This is a genomic window from Pseudomonas sp. SM4 (assembly GCF_051913165.1).
Taxonomy (GTDB): domain Bacteria; phylum Pseudomonadota; class Gammaproteobacteria; order Pseudomonadales; family Pseudomonadaceae; genus Aquipseudomonas.
In genome coordinates this window covers 32,912-51,244 of record NZ_JBODOE010000019.1, presented here as the reverse complement: position 1 = coordinate 51,244, position 18,333 = coordinate 32,912, and the positions used below count along the sequence as shown (strand labels likewise).

Sequence of the window (18,333 nt, the reverse complement as noted above, 5' to 3'; positions counted from 1 at the left end):
GTACAGCCGCGCCTCGTCCACCGGAAAAACCGGCACGGCAAGGCCTGGCGCGCCGGTCAGGAAAGACAGGCGTGTCGATAGGGCTGCGATCACGACTGTGCAGTCGAAATCACGCTCTGTTCAGCGTCGATGAGAAGGAACGTCCAGACATGACCCAGAACGGGACATGCACGGGATGCCGCTGCTCGCTTTTACGGCGAGACAACGACAGAGAAAGTCTGCGTTATCTTGCCGAGAATCTGCCGGTTACCGAGACCGGCCGACAACTGTCACTCGAACAAGTACCCACTGTGGGTCTCCGCTATTGATGAAAACGCGCGAAGCTTACGCCCCGATGTCTGGAGAGTAAACCCGCAAAAGGAGGTGTGTCGGGGAATGTGGCGGGTGTTCAGGAAGGGTTCAGAAATCAGATTTTTGTTAGCCATAAGGACCCCATCGCTGGCAAGCCAGCTCCCACAGGGATCTCCAGTGAACAAAAATCTCGTGTCCAACACAGATCCTGTGGGAGCTGGCTTGCCAGCGATGGCGGTGTATCAGGAAATACTGAGTTAGCTGGCGGTTGCTAACAACAGATCTGCCATCGAACGATGCCCACGGTTCTTGCCATGCTCATACAGCGAGCCGGCAATCTCGTCCGCGCGGATTGGCAATACCGACAGCAACGTATCGCTCAAACCATGGCTGGCCTGGCAGAAGCCCTGCATGTAGATGCCGGCCTTGCAGCGTTCGTCGGTGATCACTTTGTAGTTGCGATCAACCTCGAAATCGCCCAGATACTCTTCCAGCGGCGCCAGCAGTTTGCGGTGCATCTGCCGCTCGTAACCGGTGGCCAGCACAACGGCATCGTAGTTGCGCACGGTGACTTCGCCGGTGGCGTTGTTGCGCACCGCCAGTTCGATACCGTTTTCGGTCGCGGTAGCACTCTCGACAGTGGTCAATGTGCGGAACGCGTGACGGGCAATCCCGGAAACTTTCTGACGGTAGAAGATGCCGTAGATGCGTTCGATCAGATCGATGTCGACCACCGAGTAGTTGGTGTTGTGGTACTCGTTGACCAGCCGCTCACGCTCGGCGCTGTTCTGCTGGAACACCAGGTCGGTGAACTCCGGCGAGAACACTTCGTTGACGAACGGGCTGTCGTCCGCAGGTTTGAGTGCCGAACCGCGCAGGATCATGTCGACCTGCACCGACGGGAACGAATCGTTCAGGTCGATGAACGCTTCCGCCGCGCTCTGCCCGCCACCGATGATCGCAATGCTCATCGGCTGATTGTTCACGCATGGTTGCTTGGCCATTTGCGACAAATATTGCGAGTGGTGGAACACCCGGGTGTCGCCCTTCAGCGCCTTGAACGCCTCTGGAATACGCGGCGTGCCCCCAGCGCTGACCACCACCGAACGAGTGGTGCGTACATGTTGCAGGCCGTGGCTGTCGCGCGAGATGACGCGCAATGCTTCAACCTGATGATTGTGCAGCACCGGCTCGATGGTCAGCACTTCTTCGCCGTAGCGGCTCTGCGCGGTGAACTGCCCGGCGACCCAGCGCAGGTAGTCGTTGTACTCCATGCGGCACGGATAGAAGGTGCCGAGGTTGATGAAGTCGACCAGACGGCCGTGGTACTTCAGGTAATTGACGAACGAATACGGGCTGGTCGGATTGCGCAGGGTTACCAGATCCTTGAGGAAGGAAATCTGCAACTCGCTCTGCGTCGACAGGGTGTTGCCGTGCCAGCTGTAGTCAGCCTGCTTGTCGAGGAACAGCACATCCAGCTCACCCTGGGTCGGCCCGCGCTCTTGCAGAGCGATGGCCAGCGCCAGGTTCGAAGGGCCGAAACCGACGCCGATCAGGTCGTGAACGATGGGCGATGCAATTGCCTGTGTCATTTCCAGTGTCCTCTGGATGAACCCCTCAACAAGGGGCAAGGAGAGCCTAAGTAACCTGACTGGCCTTGAGCAGGACAGCAGGTCGTCTGTTGAGTAGGAACGAGGACAGTGAAATAAAATTTAACGACGACGGCTCAATGGGCGTCCCATTGTTTGATGCGCAGCCGGCAATGTTTCATGGCGTTGACGATGTGTTTTTCCACCAGCGCCTTGGAGATACCAAGGTGTTCGGCGATCTCCAGATGCGACAAACCTTCGATTTTGCGCAGCAAAAAACTTTCGCGACAGGCTGCAGACAATTCGGCCAATGCCCGCTGGAGCATCTCCAGGCGCTGGCCATGATCGAGGGTATTGTGCGGTGACGGGGTGAAATAGCGTTCTTCGCTGTCGAGCACTTCCAGCGATTCGACCTGACGCAGGGCATTGCGCCGATGATCGTCGATCACCAGATTGAGTGCCGTGCGATAAAGAAAGGCCCGGGGCTGCTCGATGGGCGTGTCGCTGGAACGTTCCAGCACACGCAAATAGGCGTCATGCACCACATCTTCGGCAATCTGGCGATTGCCGAGTTTGGCGTTAAGGAAACACACCAACTCGCGATAGTAGTTTTCCAACATGACTCCCGGCCGCAAGACTGCTGCGGTTTATGTCCTTTTTAACCCGATCCGCGATGGCGATTTGGGCAGTAGCACGATAGTGGCAACTTGAGGCGCGTAATTTATAGTAATTCTCATATAGATTTAAAGTGGCGTTTGTCTTTGCCCGATAAATAATGCCGCTCTATACCTGTAACATCCTGTGTCTCCGCTTAAATTCCCCGCGACTTTCATCGTTTACAGGACAGCTCCCCGTGTCTGTCGCTTGCCGCGACAGCGTTCAGCCGCCCCTTTTATTGCGTGCCACTTGAACGACGGGCCGAATTTCACTGGCCGGAACCCTGCATGAAACGTCCCCGCCCCGCCCGACGCGCGCTGCTCGTAGCCCTTTGTCTGATTCCTGTTGTTGCCTACGCCGCCTGGCAGATCATGCCGCCGGGCCGGGATAAATTCACCACCGTGCAAGTCAGTCGCGGCGACATCGAAAGCAGCGTGACCGCGCTGGGCACCCTGCAACCACGGCGTTACGTGGATGTCGGCGCGCAGGCGTCGGGGCAGATCCAGAAGATCCATGTGGAAGTCGGCGACGTGGTCAAGGAAGGCCAACTGTTGGTGGAAATCGATCCGTCGACGCAGAAGGCCAAGCTCGACGCCGGGCAATTTTCCATCGAAAACCTCAAGGCTCAGTTGCAGGAACAACGCGCTCAGCACGAACTGGCGCAACAGAAATATCAGCGCCAGCAGAACCTGGCAGCCGGCGGCGCGACCCGCGAAGAAGACGTGCAGACCGCCCGAGCCGAACTGAAAGCCACCCAAGCACGCATCGACATGTTCCAGGCGCAGATCCGCCAGGCCCAGGCCAGCCTGCGCAGCGATCAGGCCGAACTCGGTTACACCCGAATCTACGCGCCGATGTCCGGCACCGTGGTCAACATCGATGCCCGTGAAGGCCAGACCCTCAACGCCCAGCAGCAGACCCCGCTGATCCTGCGCATCGCCAAACTGTCGCCAATGACCGTCTGGGCGGAAGTGTCCGAAGCCGACATCGGCCACGTCAAACCCGGTATGAACGCCTACTTCACCACCCTCAGCGGTGGCAGTCGGCGCTGGGCCAGCACCGTGCGGCAGATCCTCCCGGTGCCTCCAAAACCACTGGACCAGACCAGCCAGGGCGGTGGCAGCCCGAACAGTACGAACAAGAGCGGCAGCGGCCGCGTGGTCCTTTACACCGTCCTCCTTGACGTCGAAAACAGCGACAACGCGCTGATGGCCGAAATGACCACCCAGGTATTTTTTGTCGCTGGCAGCGCCAAAGACGTACTCACCGCACCGGTCGCCGCACTGCACAACGAAGGTCAGGTGGCCGGCAATCAGATCGCGCGGGTCGTGGCGAAGAACGGCGACATCGAGCATCGCCAGGTGCGCACCGGTCTCAGCGACCGCTTGCAAGTGCAGATTCTCGACGGCTTGAAGGAAGGCGATCACCTGTTGATCGGTTCGGCAGAGGGAAGCGGAGGCTAAATGCAAACGCCGCTGATCGACCTCAAAGACATCCGCAAATCCTACGGCGGACAGGACACCCCCAAAGTTGACGTGTTGCGCGGCATCGACCTGTCGATCCACGCCGGGGAATTCGTCGCGATCGTCGGCGCCTCCGGTTCCGGCAAGTCGACGCTGATGAACATCCTCGGCTGCCTCGACCGACCGACCTCGGGCGAATACCTGTTTGCCGGCGAAAACGTTGCGCACCTGAGCAGCGACGAACTGGCCTGGCTGCGCCGCGAAGCCTTTGGCTTTGTTTTCCAGGGCTATCACCTGATTCCGTCCAGCTCGGCCCAGGAAAACGTCGAGATGCCGGCGATCTATGCCGGCACTCCGGCGGCGGCGCGTCATGCTCATGCGGCCGCGCTGTTGCAACGCCTCGGTCTGGGCGAGCGCACCGGCAACCGCCCGCACCAATTGTCCGGTGGTCAGCAGCAGCGGGTGTCGATCGCCCGGGCGCTGATGAACGGCGGGCACATCATTCTGGCCGACGAACCGACCGGCGCCCTCGACAGCCACAGCGGCAAAGAAGTCATGACCCTGCTCGATGAGCTGGCGAGCCAGGGCCACGTGGTCATTCTTATTACCCACGACCGCGAAGTCGCCGCCCGCGCCAAGCGCATCATCGAAATTCGCGACGGGCTGATCACCAGCGACAGCGCCCGCGACAATCCCGACGCACAGAACTCGGCCAATCCCGGCGCCTTGCAGGCGGTCGATCTGCGCAAACGCCTCAGCGAAGGCGCCGAAGCCAGTGGCGCCTGGAAGGGCGAACTGGTCGACGCCGTGCAAGCCGCGTGGCGGGTGATGTGGATCAACCGTTTCCGCACGGCGCTGACGCTGCTTGGCATCGTCATCGGCGTGGCGTCGGTGGTGGTGATGCTCGCCGTCGGCGAAGGCAGCAAACGCCAGGTCATGGCGCAGATGGGCGCGTTTGGCTCGAACCTGCTCTACCTCAGCGGCGCTTCGCCCAACCCGCGCACGCCACTCGGGGTGATCACCCTTGATGACGTCGCCGCGCTGAAGACCCTGCCGCAGGTCAAACGGATCATGCCGGTGGCCGGTGCCGAGGTGGCGGTGCGTTTTGGCAACGTCGACCAGAGCGCCTACGTCGGCGGCAACGACACCAATTTCCCGAGCATTTTCAACTGGCCGGTGATTCAGGGCAGCTACTTCACCGACGCCGATGAGCGCAACGCCGCTGCGGTGGCGGTGATCGGCACGAAGATTCGCGACAAGTTGCTCAAGGGCGTCAGCAACCCGATCGGCCAGTACATCCTGATCGAGAACGTGCCATTTCAGGTGGTCGGCGTACTCGCCGAAAAAGGCTCCAGCTCCGGCGATCAAGACAGCGACAACCGCATCGCCGTGCCCTACTCCGCTGCCGCCATTCGCCTGCTCGGAGGGCACAATCCGGAATATGTGGTGATCGCTGCGAGCGACGCACGCAAGGTCAAAGAGGCCGAACTGGCCATCGATGAGCTGATGCGCCGCCTGCACAACGGCAAACACGATTACGAGCTGACCAACAACGCGGCGATGATCCAGGCCGAAGCGCGCACGCAAAACACCCTGTCGCTGATGCTCGGCTCGATTGCCGCCATCTCGCTGCTGGTCGGCGGCATCGGCGTGATGAACATCATGCTGATGACCGTACGCGAACGCACCCGCGAGATTGGTATTCGCATGGCCACCGGTGCGCGGCAACGCGACATCCTGCGCCAGTTCCTCACCGAAGCGGTGATGCTGTCGGTGGTCGGCGGGCTGGCCGGTATCGCTCTGGCGCTGTTGGTCGGCGGTGTGCTGATTCTCAGCGAAGTCGCCGTCGCTTTCTCCCTGATGGCTGTGCTCGGCGCTTTCGGCTGTGCATTGGTCACCGGTGTTGTTTTCGGCTTCATGCCCGCTCGCAAAGCTGCCCGGCTCGACCCGGTCACGGCCCTTACCAGTGAATGATCGATCTATGAAACCGCGTCTCAGCCTCTTGACCGTGTGCCTGCTCCTCAGCGCTTGCGGCAGTCCCGCCCAGCGCCCGGAAAGCGGCCTGCTGCCTCCCGCCACCTGGCAAACAGCACACAGCGACAATGCCAGCCGCAACGACGTGCGCTGGTGGACGCAGTTCGCCAGCCCAGAACTCGATAGCTTGATCGAACAGGCTCGGGCCGGCAGTTTTGACCTCGCGGCGGCCGTCGCGCGGGTTCGTCAGGCGCAGGCCACGACAGTGATTGCCGGCGGCTCGCTGCTGCCGGAGGTCAAGGCCGGAATGAACGCCAACCGCCAGAAGTTAATGCGCGGCAGCGGCTATAGCCAACTGGACGCTGACAGCAGCAACAAGGCGGTGGATTACTTCGACGCCAACCTTAATGCCAGTTACGAAATCGACTTCTGGGGTGGCCAGCGCGCCAGCCGCGACAGCGCACAATCGAATTTGCGCGCCAGTCAATTCGATCAGGCCACGGTGGAGCTGACGCTGCTCAGCAGTGTCGCCAACAGCTATGCACAAACGCTGTCGCTGAACGAGCAAAGCCGAATCGCCGAACTCAACCTGACCAACGCACTGAGTGTTTTGAAGTTGGTGCAGACGCGCTTTGATTCCGGTTCCGCCACCGCGCTGGAACTGGCGCAACAAAAGAGTCTGGTGGCGGCGCAGCAACGGCAATTGCCGCTGGTTCAGCAACAGGCGCGCGACGCCAGAATCTCCCTCGCCGCCCTCCTCGGCCGCCCCGTACAGGAACTGCCGGTCAGCGTCGAAAACTTTGCCCAACTGCAATGGCCGGTGATCGGTGCCGGAGTGCCCAGCGAGTTGCTCAACCGGCGCCCGGATATCGCCCGCGCCGAAGCGCAACTCGCCGCCGCCCGCGCTGACGTCACCGTGGCCCGGGCAAAGATGCTGCCCAGCGTCACCCTCAGCGCCGAACTGGGTTCCGGCTCCGACCGTTTCAGCGACATGCTGCGCAGCCCTTTCTATAACCTCACGGCCGGGCTGGTGGCGCCGATCTTCGACAACGGTCGCCTGAGCGCCGAACGCGACAAGGCCAGCGCGCGTCAGGAGGAACTGCTGCAAGATTATCGGGGCGCGATCATCAACGGCTTCGCCGACGTCGAAAAAGCCCTCAGCAGCATTCGTGGTCTCGACGAACAACGGCAGTGGCAGACCGAAGAACTCAATCAGGCGCAGACCGCTTTCGACATCGCCCAGAGCCGCTATCAGGCCGGCGCCGAAGATTTGCTGACAGTGCTGGAAACCCAGCGCACGCTGTATGCCGCGCAGGACCTCAACGTGCAACTGCGGCTGTCACGCCTGCAAGCGAGCATTGCCCTGTACAAAGCCCTAGGCGGCGGCTGGCAAACCCTCTAGGTACTACAAACCCACAAACCCCTGTAGGAGCTGCCGAGTGCAACGAGGCTGCGATCTTTTGATGTTGGCAGTTAAGTCAAAATCAAAAGATCGCAGCCTCGTTGCACTCGACAGCTCCTACATTTCATACAGGGATGTCTCAGGTCTGGCGGGTTTTTACTTTGAGGTGACGCGCATACCATGGCCGTTTCGGCACCCGGCGGAATAACCCGGCGAGGACTTTTTCGTCTTCACTGAAGGTGATGCGCAGTGCCAGCTTCATGGTTTCCGGGTCCATTTCCATCGACTTGCCGACCTGCAATCCCGGCACTGTGCTGCAGCCGTGCGTGACCGGCCCCAGCCACGGATCATCGACCTCGACCCAACGCCCCGGCGCAAACCAGGCCACGCCGTTGACTTCCTGCCGGCTGACTTCACCCGGATGAAAGCGCTCATGCGCCTTGAACCAGTCTTCGAGACGGTCATCGATCCAACCATGGAAATGCCAGAATACCGGGTTCACATGGGAGGAAAACGGATCGCCGAGAAAGTCGTTTTCAGCCGCGTACCAACGTGCGGAAAAGTCCGCCGGATCACGCGCGAATGGCACCGGCTGGCCGTTCGACGGATCACGCGGCACCGACGCCCAGCGCATGTGCAGCCAGTCGTGCAGGCCCAGTTCCATCTCCGAGCCCAACTGGCCGAGGGTCAGTTTCGCCAGATAACGCGGGTCGCGATATTGCGATTCCCAGACCTCGAAATTGCTGTGATAGGTCTCGGCGGTCTTGATGTCGCTGACCCACTGGGTGTAGTCGGCGTCATCGCTGGCCAGCCAGGTCGGCGGCAAGGCGTAGCCGTCGTGATTATCGAAATAACGCGCGAAGCCCTGGCGATCGCGCTCAAGCGCAGGCTGTGGCATCGGGAATTGCGACCATGACGGCAGCGCCTGCATCGAACGCGCCGTCCCGAGCATGTGCCGGTGCATGAAGAAAAAGTCGATGCCCGAGCCATTGCGATCCTTGCGCGGTCCGCGCGCATCACGCTCCTGATCGCGCGGCCCGGGCTGCCAACCGATACCGCGCAGGGCATCGCGTTTGTCTTCGGGCAAGGTGTGCCATTTGTCTCGCGAGGCATGCCAGAGCTGGTGAAACAGACGATGTTCGGGGGAGATCAGCCAGGCCAGCAAGGTCGGATTGAGACCGATACGCTGTCGCGCTTCGGGGAACATTTGCTTGTGCGCGACAAAGCGGTTGTTCTGCTCCGGCAGGCCGAGCGGCCGATCAAGGCGCAAAATACGCCCGCTGAGGGTGCCACTGCCGGCATTGCCGAAATCGGCCCAGACTTCATCGAGGACCACGGCCAACTCGTACGTCGGCGCACCGTCGGCCGCCTGCGAGTCGATCAGCCGCCAATACAATTCAGACGGTTTGGCCTGCACCAGGTCGCCGATGATCCGGTAACGCGGTTCGGCTTCGCCACGCAGGGTTTGCGCGGTATCCACGTAGCCGCGCAGACCGCGCCCGCGCTGGGCAATATCCAGAAACAGTTCCAGCCCTTGCAGCGGCAAATCGTCGAAGCCGATTTGTGCCCCTTCAAAGCGAATGCTCCAGACCCCGCGCAAGGCGTTGGCCAATTGTTGCCCGGCCGTGTCCGCCAGATCGACCGTGGCTTCGCCGGGAGTGATCGTCGGATCCGGTCTGGTCCATTCGCGATGCCCGTAAATAGCGGCCGGCACGGCAGCGCCGGTCAGCGCCAGGCCTGCCATGAACCATCGTCGAGAAATCTTCATTGCCCTACCTGTGTCAGCCATGAAGCAGGCTTTATCCAAGCTAGAACGTTTGTTGCACGGGCAAATTTACGTTGGTGTCTTGAAAAGATCGCAGCCTGCGGCAGCTCCTACAGGAAGCCGCACGCCAATGGAGGAGTTGCCGCAGGCGGCGATCTTTTCGGCGCACCTAAATTCCCTGGCCAATCACTCGTTCTTTCCAGATAGCGAAGGCCCCTGTGCCTGTACCTCGACGGCGAACTGACTGAGATGGCAATGACAAAACCACGTTCGAAGAAGGCTCTATTCATCGGCCTGCCGCTGGCCCTGGCGATCAGCGCCGGCGCAGGCTTTGCGGCCTGGGATTATTGGTACAGGGACAATCCCGGCTACCCGGCGAAGGTGCTCAAACAGGCCGATGAGTTGCAGGATCGCCTGCTCTCGTTCGACAGCCACATCACCGTGCCGCTGGACTTCGGCACCGCTGGCAATGAAGTCGACAAGGACGGCAGCGGCCAGTTCGACCTGGCCAAGGCCAATCGCGGTCGCCTCTCCGGCGCGGCGCTGACAATTTTCGGCTGGCCGGAAATGTGGAACGGCCCGAACGCGCCGCACAAGCCCACCGACGGTTTTGTCGAGGAAGCGCGCAACCAGCAGGAAGTGCGTTACAAAATCATCTCGGGGATGGTCCGCGACTTCCCCAATCAGGTCGCGATTGCTTACACCCCCGATGACTTCCGCCGTCTGCATGGCGAAGGCAAGTTCGCCATTTTCATCAGCATGCTCAACGCCTATCCGCTGGGCAACGACCTGAACCTGCTCGACACCTGGGCTGCGCGCGGCATGCGCATGTTCGGTTTCAGCTACATCGGCAACAACCAGTGGAGCGACTCGTCGCGCCCGCTGCCGTTTTTCAATGATTCGCCGGACGCCCTCAACGGTTTGTCCGATGTCGGCAAGCAAGCCGTGCACCGCCTCAACGATCTGGGAGTGATCATTGACGTCTCGCAGATGTCGACCAAGGCGCTGGAGCAAGTCGCGCAACTGAGCCGCACACCGATGGTCGCGTCGCACTCGGCGCCACGTGCCTCGGTGGATATCCCGCGCAACCTCAGCGACAAGGAAATGCAACTGATCAAACAAAGCGGCGGCGTGGTGCAAGTGGTCGGTTTCTCCGCTTACCTGCGCCCGCTGACTCAGGCCACGCAGGACAAACTCAACGCCCTGCGCGCGCGTTTTGATCTGCCGCCGCTGCCGAACCTGGCCATGGCATTGATGCCGGGCGACCCGATCATTGCGGCGTGGCCGGAACAGAAGTTCGGTCAGTACGCCGGCCAGCTGTACGGCATTCTCGACGAAGAACCGAAAGCCTCGCTCAAGGATCTCGGCGATGCGATCGACTACACCGTGCGCAAGATCGGTATCGACCACGTCGGTATCGCTTCGGACTTCAACGAAGGCGGCGGCGTCAAGGGCTGGGAGAACGTCGGCGAGATCCGCAACGTCACCGCCGAACTGCTGCAACGCGGCTACTCCGAAGCCGATATTGCCAAGCTCTGGGGCGGCAACTTTCTGCGGGTCTGGGATCAGGTACAGAAATCCGCCAAACCGGTGGCGAGCCGATGAATTCTTCCCTTCTGATCACAAGTGAACCGCGCCCATGACTGACCGCCGTACCTTCCTCAAACAGGCCGGCATTCTCGCTGCCAGCCTGCCGCTGGGCGCCGCCGTGCATGCTCAGGCCCAGACCGCGCCGAGCGCAACAGCCGCGCAACCGCTGGCGAAGGACAAATGGGCGCAGCTGCGACAGCTGTTCAATCAGGATCCGGATTACCTGCATTTTTCCAACTTCCTGATCACTTCGCATCCACGCCCGGTGCAGGCAGCCATCGACCGCCACCGCGCCACGCTCGACCGCAATCCCGGACTGATGATGGATTGGGATCTGGAAGAAACCTGGAAGCATGAAGCCGATGTGCGTGAATGGGCCGGTCGCTACCTGCAAGCCAAACCGGCGCAGATCGCCCTGACCGGCAGCACCACCGAGGGCCTTGCGGCCATTTACGGCGGCATCCATGTGCGCCCCGATCAGGAAATCCTCACCACGGTCCATGAGCATTATTCGACCGAGTTCACCCTCGATTTCCGGGTGAAGAAGGAAGGCACGCAGGTGCGCAAGATCAGCCTGTTCAAGGACGCCAACAGTGTCTCGGTGAACGAAGTGCTCAACTCTGTTCGCCAGGCCATTCGTCCCAACACCCGCGTGTTGGGCATGACCTGGGTGCAGTCGGGCAGCGGCGTCAAACTGCCGATCGGCGAGATCGGCAAACTGGTCGAAGAGATCAACCGCCAGCGTGACGACAAGGAGCGCATTCTCTATGTGGTCGATGGCGTGCACGGCTTCGGCGTCGAAGACCTGAGCTTCCCGGACATGCACTGCGACTTCTTTATCGCCGGCACCCACAAATGGATGTTCGGCCCGCGTGGCACCGGGATCATCTGCGCCCGTTCCGAGCAACTCAAAGACGTTACGCCGAGCACGCCGACGTTCTCCCAGGACACCGATTTCGCCACGAGCATGTCGCCTGGCGGCTACCACGCCTTCGAACATCGCTGGGCCTTGAGTGAAGCGTTCAAGTTGCACCTGCAACTGGGCAAGGCCGAGGTGCAGGCGCGTATCCACCAGCTCAACAGCTACCTCAAGCAACGCTTGCAGGAGCACCCGCAGATCGAACTGGTCACGCCGCTGAGCCCGGCAGTGTCGGCCGGTTTCACCTTCTTTCGGGTCAAGGATCGCGACTGCGACAAGATCGCTGCCTACCTGATGAAGAACCGTGTGGTGGTCGACGCTGTTGAACGCGACGTCGGGCCGGTGGTACGTACCGCGCCGGGGCTGCTCAACAGCGAGGCCGAAATTGACCGGTTCATGGCGTTGCTTGTTACGCAGCTGTGACCTTCACGACTTTTGCTTTCCCTTTGATCGAGATAACTCATGAACAGTGACATGCTCAAACGACCGCGCCATCTGCCGACCTTGAAAGTCCTCGCCGGGCTGGCCCTGACTGCCTTGCTCGCGGGCCTGCTGCCGGGTACCGCCGCCGCAGCCCAACCATTGCCGGCGGGCAAGGTCTTCAAGGACTGCAAGGACTGCCCGGAAATGGTGGTCTTGCCGGCCGGTAAATTCACCATGGGCACGCCGGACGATGAAGTCGGTCGCGAGCCTGACGAAGGCCCGATGCACGAAGTGACTTTCGCCAAGGCGTTTGCCATGAGCCGCTTCCAGGTCACGGCTGGCGAATGGGACAGCTACGTCAAGGCAACCGGGGTGAAGATTGCCAACGGCGATACCCGCCCGGGTCGCGAGTGCGTGGCGAGCAAACCGCGCTACAAACAGGAACCGCGCCAACCGGCGGTGTGCATGGACTTCGCCGACGTTCAGGCCTATGTGGCGTGGCTGTCGAAAAAGACCGGGCAGAACTACCGCATGGTCAGTGAGGCGCAACGCGAATACGCCGCCCGCGCCGGCTCGACCGGGCCATTCCCGTTCCCGTTCGATGCAGAAGGCGAATACAGCATCGCCAAGCACGCCAACACCTATGGCCCGACCGACGGCTACAGCTTCACCTCACCGGTGGGCAGCTACCCGGCGAACGCCTTCGGCATGTACGACATGCACGGCAACGTCTACGAATGGATCGCCGATTGCGAGCACACCAACTACATCGGCGCCCCGACTGACGGCAGTGCATGGGTCGAGCCTGGCTGCGAGTCCTACAACATTCGTGGCAACGACTGGGGCGAAGCACCAGTGTTTTCCCGCTCCGGCAACCGCAACAACATCTACCCGTCGACCCGCGGCGACTGGATCGGCTTCCGCGTAGTGCGCGACCTCTGAACCACAACCCGATGATTCCTGTGGGAACCGGGCTTGCTCGCGAAGGCGCAGTGTCAGTCAACATCAGTGTTGCCTGATCCACCGCCATCGCGGGCAAGCCCGCTCCCACACTGGTTCTGCGCCAACCCCAATCCTCCGTACACCACCATTCCCCTGTAGGAGTGAGCCTGCTCGCGATAGCGTCGTGTCAGGCAACATCGTCGCTGAATGACACTCCGCTATCGCGAGCAGGCCCGCTCCCACACTGGTTCTGCGCCAACCCCCAATCCTCCGTACACCACCATTCCCTGTGGGAGCTGGCTTGCCAGCGATGAGGCCCGGCCTGACACATTTGCATCGTCCGCCCCACCGCCATCGCGGGCAAGCCCGCTCCCACACTGGTTCTGCGCCAACCCCCGATCCTCCGTACACCACCATTCCCCTGTAGGAGTGAGCCTGCTCGCGATGACGTTGTGTCAGGCAACATCGTCGCTGAATGACACTTCGCTATCGCGAGCAGGCTCACTCCTACAGGGTTGGCGCAGGTTCCTGCCGGCATCTGCGCCGCCAGTCGGCGGCGGTGTAAATTAACCGCCTGACCAGACGTTCTATTGGGTATCTGCCTTTACGACCCAAGGAACTGTTCCCCCATGTCCCAGCCCTCACGCGGTGCCATCCACGAATTGTTCACGCTGCTCAAGCCGTTCAGGCTTGTGGTGACACTGTCGATCCTGCTGGGCATGGTCGGCGGTCTCAGCGTGACGGTGCTGCTGGCGACGATCAACTCGGCGCTGCACTCCGAAGCCGGCCTGACCCAAGGCGTGGTCGCCCTGTTCGCCGGTCTGTGCCTCTTGGCACTGCTCAGTTCGATCTGCTCGGACATCGGCACCAACTTCGTCGGTCAACACATCATCGCCACCCTGCGCAAACAACTCGGCGAGAAAGTGCTGTCGGCGCCAATCGAACAGATCGAGCGCTATCGCAGCCATCGGCTGATCCCGGTGCTGACCCACGACGTCGACACCATCAGCGACTTCGCCTTCGCCTTCGCGCCGCTGGCGATCTCGCTGACCGTGACCCTCGGTTGCATGGGCTACCTGGCGATGTTGTCGTGGCCGATGTTCCTGATCATGGTCGTCGCGATCATCATCGGCACGGGCATTCAGTACTTCGCCCAGGGTCGCGGCATTCAGGGTTTCATGGCCGCACGTGACGCCGAGGACGAACTGCAAAAGCACTACAACGCCATCGCTGAAGGCGCCAAGGAACTGCGTATCCACCGGCCACGTCGCCAGCGCATGTTCGTTTCGGGCATCAAGGCCACTGCCGAATTCATTTGCCGCACGCAGATCCGCTCGATCAATACCTTCGTGATCGCCAAGACCTTTGGCTCGATGCTGTTCTTCGTGGTCATCGGCCTCGCGCTGGCCCTGCAAACCTATTGGCCGAGCGCCGACAAAACCGTCATGAGCGGCTTCGTCCTGGTGCTGCTGTACATGAAAGGGCCGCTGGAACATCTGGTCGGCACCCTGCCGATTGTCAGTCGCGCGCAAATTGCCTTCCGCCGGATTGCCGAGTTGTCCGAGCAGTTCTCTTCACCGGAAGCGCATCTGCTGCTCGACGATCAGGGCCAGAAAGCCCCGGCCGTCAGCCGTCTGGAACTCAAGGACGTCAGCTACGCCTTCCCTGCCGTACCCGGCAGCGAGCCGTTCCGTCTCGGCCCGGTGAACCTGACGATCGAACAGGGCGAGATCATTTTCATCGTCGGTGAAAACGGCTGCGGCAAGACCACCCTGATCAAATTGCTGCTGGGCCTGTACCCGCCGCAACAAGGTGAAATTCGCCTCAACGGCGCGAGCGTGAACGCCGAGACGCGCGACGACTACCGCCAGTTGTTCACGACGATTTTCGCCGACTACTACCTGTTCGACGATGTCGTGCAAGGCGATACGCACATTCCCGAAGACGCCAACAAGTACCTGCAACGCCTGGAGATCGCGCACAAGGTCAGCGTGCAGGACGGCAATTTCACCACCACCGATCTCTCCACCGGACAGCGCAAACGCCTGGCGCTGGTCAACGCCTGGCTCGAAGAGCGTCCGGTGCTGGTGTTCGATGAATGGGCGGCGGATCAGGACCCGACCTTCCGCCGGATTTTCTACACCGAGCTGCTGCCTGACCTCAAGCGTCTGGGCAAAACCATCATCGTGATCTCCCACGATGACCGCTACTTCGACGTTGCCGACCAGTTGGTGCGCATGGAAGCCGGCCGCGTCATGACGGAACTGGCACCCGCCTGACGGAGAAATACCGCAGCAAAAACAATCCCGCCTCTCGCGATAGACGTTTTTTTCGCAGAGTGCGGGATTTATTTTTCCGGTTTTTACGGGTTGTTGCGTCTAATTATCATTAACTACAAAACTGCACACGCATCTCAGGAGCATTTGAAGTAATGCACAGCCCATCTTTGTCCCGCGCCCCCCTGGCAACGGCGATCCAGAAGCAGACCCAGCGTCAGGCCGTCCTGCCTCGCGCCCTGCTGACGACCTTGCTGCTGTTGGGCGCTGGTGAAGTGCTCGCCGCACCGACCAACGTCAATATCCCGGCTCAGCCGCTGTCCAGCGCCTTGCAGCAATTGGGTCAGCAAGCCAACTTGCAGATGATCTACAGCCCGGAAATGCTCCAGGGTCTGAAATCCAACGCGGTGTCGGGCAATCTCGAGCCTGAACAAGCGTTGCACGACTTGCTGCTGGGGAGCGGCCTGACGTATCAGATCACCGGGAACACCGTGTCCTTGACGCCAATCACCGGCGCTGCCGGCGATGCCATGCAGTTGGGCGCGATCTCGATCTCCGGCAAGGCGCCGGGTTCGCAGACCGAAGGCACCGGGCTGTACACCACTTATTCTTCCAGTAGCTCGACGCGGCTGAACCTGACGCCGCGTGAAACCCCGCAGTCGGTGACCGTCATCACCCGTCAGCGCCTGGACGACCAGAAGCTGACCAACCTGACCGACGTGCTCGACGCCACCGCCGGCATTACCGTGACCCGCAACGGCATGGGCACCGAGAACGACAGCTACTGGTCGCGCGGCTCGCAGATCCAGAACTTCGAAGTGGACGGCGTACCGACGTCGACCCGTCTGGACAACTACACCCAAAGCACCGCGATGTACGACCGCGTGGAAGTCGTTCGCGGCGCCACCGGTCTGATCAGCGGCCTGGGTAACCCGTCGGCGACGATCAACCTGATCCGTAAACGCCCGACCGCCGAAGCGCAGGCCAGCGTCACCGCTGAAGCCGGCAACTGGGATCGCTACGGCACCGGCATGGACGTGTCCGGCCCGCTGACCGAATCCGGCAACGTGCGCGGTCGTCTGGTGGTGGACTACAAGACCCAGGGCTCGTGGGTCGATCGCTTCAAGCAGGATTCGCAACTGATCTACGGCATCACCGAATTCGACCTCAGCGAAGCCACCTTGCTGACCGTCGGCTTCAGCTACCAGAAAACCCAGGTCGACTCGCCAATGCGCGGCGGCTACTCGTCGTACTTCACCAACGGCGACAAGTCGCACATCCGTCGCTCGCTGAATACCTCGCCGGACTGGTCGTACAACGACCACGATCAAACCAACTTCTTCACCTCGGTCGAACACCAGTTCGATAACGGCTGGAGCGGCAAGATCGAATACGGTCACACCGAAAACAAGTTTGACCAACTCTATGCGGTCGCCACCGGCACCGTCGACCAGGCCAACGGTTCCGGCACCGGCCTGCTGCCAGTGCGCTGGTCGGGTACGCCACGTCAGGACAACATCGACGCCTACTTCACCGGTCCGTTCTCGCTGTTCGGTCGCGAGCACGAGCTGATCCTCGGTGTCACCGCGACCAACTACAAGGAAGCCACGCCAAGCTACGGCGACTGGCTGCGCGACTACAGCTTCAACGTTCCGGACATCAACACCTGGAATGGCAACTCGCCAAAACCGGACACCCCGGTGGTCAGCAAAGGCCACATGGAAGAGAAGCAGTTCGGCACTTACATGACCTCGCGCTTCCACGTCACCGACGACCTGACCTTCATCCTCGGCGGTCGTCTGACCGACTGGAAACGTGACACCGACACCAAGCCGTACGTGGGTGATGCGAGCACGGTGAAGGAACGCGAAACCGGGATCTTCACGCCGTACACCGGAGTGGTGTATGACCTCGATGACAACTGGTCGCTGTACGCCAGCTATACCAAGATCTTCAACCCGCAGGCGTCCTACGTTCGCGACATCAATAACAAGTCCCTGGCGCCGACCGAAGGCAAGGGCTACGAAGTGGGAGTCAAGGGCACCTTCTTCGACGAGAAACTCAACACCAGCCTGGCCCTGTTCAAGCTTGAACAAGACAACCTGGCCGTGTGGATGTCGGACACCCAGGCTTATCGCCTGGAACAAAGCACCGAGACCAAGGGCGTCGAGTTCGAGATGAACGGCGAACTGGCTGAAGGCTGGCAGGCATCCGCCGGTTACGCCTACAGCGTCACCACCAACGCCGAAGACGCACGCATTGTCACCAACGCGCCACGTCACATGCTCAAGACCTTCACCTCGTATCGCCTGCCTGGCGTGCTAGACAAGATCACCGTCGGCGGTGGCGTGAACTGGCAGTCGAAGATCGGCGAAGACCTGCACTACTACGAGCAGGGCAGCTACGCGATCACCAACCTGATGGCGCGTTACGACATCAACAAGAACCTGAGTGCCTCGATCAACGTCAACAACCTGTTCGATCGCGAGTACTACTCGATGGTCTACTACGACGGCATCTACGGCGCACCACGCAACTTCATGACCAGCCTCAAGTACAGCTTCTGATACCTGTACCCGGCCGAAAAAAACGCACCGTCTGACGGTGCGTTTTTTTATGCCCAAAATTAATGCCCTCCCCCACTCCTGTAGGAGCTGTCGAGTGAAACGAGGCTGCGATCTTTTGATCTTGATACTTAGAATCACAAGATCGCAGCGTGCCGCAGCTCCTACATGAGCCACCCACAATGCATGCCCTCTCCCACCCCTGTAGGAGCTGTCGAGTGAAACGAGGCTGCGATCTTTTGATCTTGATACTTAGAATCAAAAGATCGCAGCGTGCCGCAGCTCCTACATGAGCCCCACATTGCATGCCCTCTCCCACCCCCTGTAGGAGCTGTCGAGTGAAACGAGGCTGCGATCTTTTGATCCACCCGCTAAAAATCAAAAGATCGCAGCGTGCCGCAGCTCCTACAGGATTTTGTCAGGCCGAAAAAAAGCCGGAACGGCTTGCCCCGTTCCGGCTTTGTGCATTGCCATGGTC

11 protein-coding genes are annotated in these 18,333 nt (G+C 60.8%); 8 read left to right on the top strand and 3 right to left on the bottom strand.

Annotated features, from left to right (window positions below; all coding sequences use genetic code 11):
- Nucleotides 1-548 precede the first annotated feature (548 nt).
- Both ACQ4MY_RS26870 and ACQ4MY_RS26865 read right to left on the bottom strand, forming a co-directional pair.
- Nucleotides 549-1,883 (bottom strand): lysine N(6)-hydroxylase/L-ornithine N(5)-oxygenase family protein, encoded by a 1,335-nt coding sequence (locus ACQ4MY_RS26870; RefSeq protein ID WP_440097024.1) that lies wholly within the window; start codon nucleotides 1,881-1,883, stop codon nucleotides 549-551.
- A gap of 134 nt (nucleotides 1,884-2,017) precedes the next feature.
- Entirely contained in the window at nucleotides 2,018-2,500 is a 483-nt protein-coding gene (locus ACQ4MY_RS26865; protein WP_129391655.1) for a sigma-70 family RNA polymerase sigma factor, read from the bottom strand.
- A 324-nt stretch (nucleotides 2,501-2,824) separates the two neighbouring features.
- Between ACQ4MY_RS26865 and ACQ4MY_RS26860 the strand changes: the two genes are divergently transcribed.
- The 3 genes from ACQ4MY_RS26860 to ACQ4MY_RS26850 are packed head-to-tail and all read left to right on the top strand — an operon-like array spanning nucleotide 2,825 to nucleotide 7,376.
- Entirely contained in the window at nucleotides 2,825-4,000 is a 1,176-nt protein-coding gene (locus ACQ4MY_RS26860) for an efflux RND transporter periplasmic adaptor subunit (RefSeq protein ID WP_440097022.1), read from the top strand.
- The gene (locus ACQ4MY_RS26855) at nucleotides 4,001-5,974 is read left to right on the top strand and encodes a MacB family efflux pump subunit (protein ID WP_440097021.1); all 1,974 of its coding nucleotides are present in this window, start codon (nucleotides 4,001-4,003) and stop codon (nucleotides 5,972-5,974) included.
- 7 nt (nucleotides 5,975-5,981) lie between these two features.
- Nucleotides 5,982-7,376: an efflux transporter outer membrane subunit gene (locus ACQ4MY_RS26850; RefSeq protein WP_440097020.1), complete on the top strand. Its 1,395-nt coding sequence runs from the start codon at nucleotides 5,982-5,984 to the stop codon at nucleotides 7,374-7,376.
- 139 nt (nucleotides 7,377-7,515) lie between these two features.
- Here ACQ4MY_RS26850 and pvdP read toward each other — a convergent pair whose 3' ends face one another.
- Nucleotides 7,516-9,144 carry a pyoverdine maturation tyrosinase PvdP gene (gene pvdP / locus ACQ4MY_RS26845; protein WP_440097019.1) on the bottom strand — a complete coding sequence of 543 codons (1,629 nt, stop codon included), beginning with the start codon at nucleotides 9,142-9,144 and terminating at the stop codon, nucleotides 7,516-7,518.
- A gap of 252 nt (nucleotides 9,145-9,396) precedes the next feature.
- Between pvdP and pvdM the strand changes: the two genes are divergently transcribed.
- The 5 genes from pvdM (at nucleotide 9,397) to ACQ4MY_RS26820 (ending at nucleotide 17,858) form a co-directional block, all read left to right on the top strand.
- Nucleotides 9,397-10,746: a pyoverdine-tailoring dipeptidase-like protein PvdM gene (gene pvdM, locus ACQ4MY_RS26840; RefSeq protein WP_400771090.1), complete on the top strand. Its 1,350-nt coding sequence runs from the start codon at nucleotides 9,397-9,399 to the stop codon at nucleotides 10,744-10,746.
- A 34-nt stretch (nucleotides 10,747-10,780) separates the two neighbouring features.
- The gene (pvdN, locus tag ACQ4MY_RS26835) at nucleotides 10,781-12,073 is read left to right on the top strand and encodes a pyoverdine-tailoring periplasmic protein PvdN (RefSeq protein WP_440097018.1); all 1,293 of its coding nucleotides are present in this window, start codon (nucleotides 10,781-10,783) and stop codon (nucleotides 12,071-12,073) included.
- 39 nt (nucleotides 12,074-12,112) lie between these two features.
- Entirely contained in the window at nucleotides 12,113-13,015 is a 903-nt protein-coding gene (gene pvdO / locus ACQ4MY_RS26830) for a dihydropyoverdine dehydrogenase (protein ID WP_440097017.1), read from the top strand.
- 629 nt (nucleotides 13,016-13,644) lie between these two features.
- Nucleotides 13,645-15,294 (top strand): cyclic peptide export ABC transporter, encoded by a 1,650-nt coding sequence (locus ACQ4MY_RS26825; RefSeq protein ID WP_129391632.1) that lies wholly within the window; start codon nucleotides 13,645-13,647, stop codon nucleotides 15,292-15,294.
- 152 nt (nucleotides 15,295-15,446) lie between these two features.
- Nucleotides 15,447-17,858, top strand: coding sequence for a TonB-dependent siderophore receptor (locus tag ACQ4MY_RS26820; RefSeq protein ID WP_440097016.1), 2,412 nt, complete (start codon nucleotides 15,447-15,449; stop codon nucleotides 17,856-17,858).
- Nucleotides 17,859-18,333: the final 475 nt, after the last annotated feature.

What these genes read in the sequence shown, in the direction of transcription:
- ACQ4MY_RS26870 (WP_440097024.1), bottom strand. Translation starts at nt 1,883, where the DNA reads ATGACACAGGCAATTGCATCGCCCATCGTTCACGACCTGATCGGCGTC.
- ACQ4MY_RS26865 (WP_129391655.1), bottom strand. Translation starts at nt 2,500, where the DNA reads ATGTTGGAAAACTACTATCGCGAGTTGGTGTGTTTCCTTAACGCCAAA.
- ACQ4MY_RS26860 (WP_440097022.1), top strand. Translation starts at nt 2,825, where the DNA reads ATGAAACGTCCCCGCCCCGCCCGACGCGCGCTGCTCGTAGCCCTTTGT.
- ACQ4MY_RS26855 (WP_440097021.1), top strand. Translation starts at nt 4,001, where the DNA reads ATGCAAACGCCGCTGATCGACCTCAAAGACATCCGCAAATCCTACGGC.
- ACQ4MY_RS26850 (WP_440097020.1), top strand. Translation starts at nt 5,982, where the DNA reads ATGAAACCGCGTCTCAGCCTCTTGACCGTGTGCCTGCTCCTCAGCGCT.
- pvdP (WP_440097019.1), bottom strand. Translation starts at nt 9,144, where the DNA reads ATGAAGATTTCTCGACGATGGTTCATGGCAGGCCTGGCGCTGACCGGC.
- pvdM (WP_400771090.1), top strand. Translation starts at nt 9,397, where the DNA reads ATGACAAAACCACGTTCGAAGAAGGCTCTATTCATCGGCCTGCCGCTG.
- pvdN (WP_440097018.1), top strand. Translation starts at nt 10,781, where the DNA reads ATGACTGACCGCCGTACCTTCCTCAAACAGGCCGGCATTCTCGCTGCC.
- pvdO (WP_440097017.1), top strand. Translation starts at nt 12,113, where the DNA reads ATGAACAGTGACATGCTCAAACGACCGCGCCATCTGCCGACCTTGAAA.
- ACQ4MY_RS26825 (WP_129391632.1), top strand. Translation starts at nt 13,645, where the DNA reads ATGTCCCAGCCCTCACGCGGTGCCATCCACGAATTGTTCACGCTGCTC.
- ACQ4MY_RS26820 (WP_440097016.1), top strand. Translation starts at nt 15,447, where the DNA reads ATGCACAGCCCATCTTTGTCCCGCGCCCCCCTGGCAACGGCGATCCAG.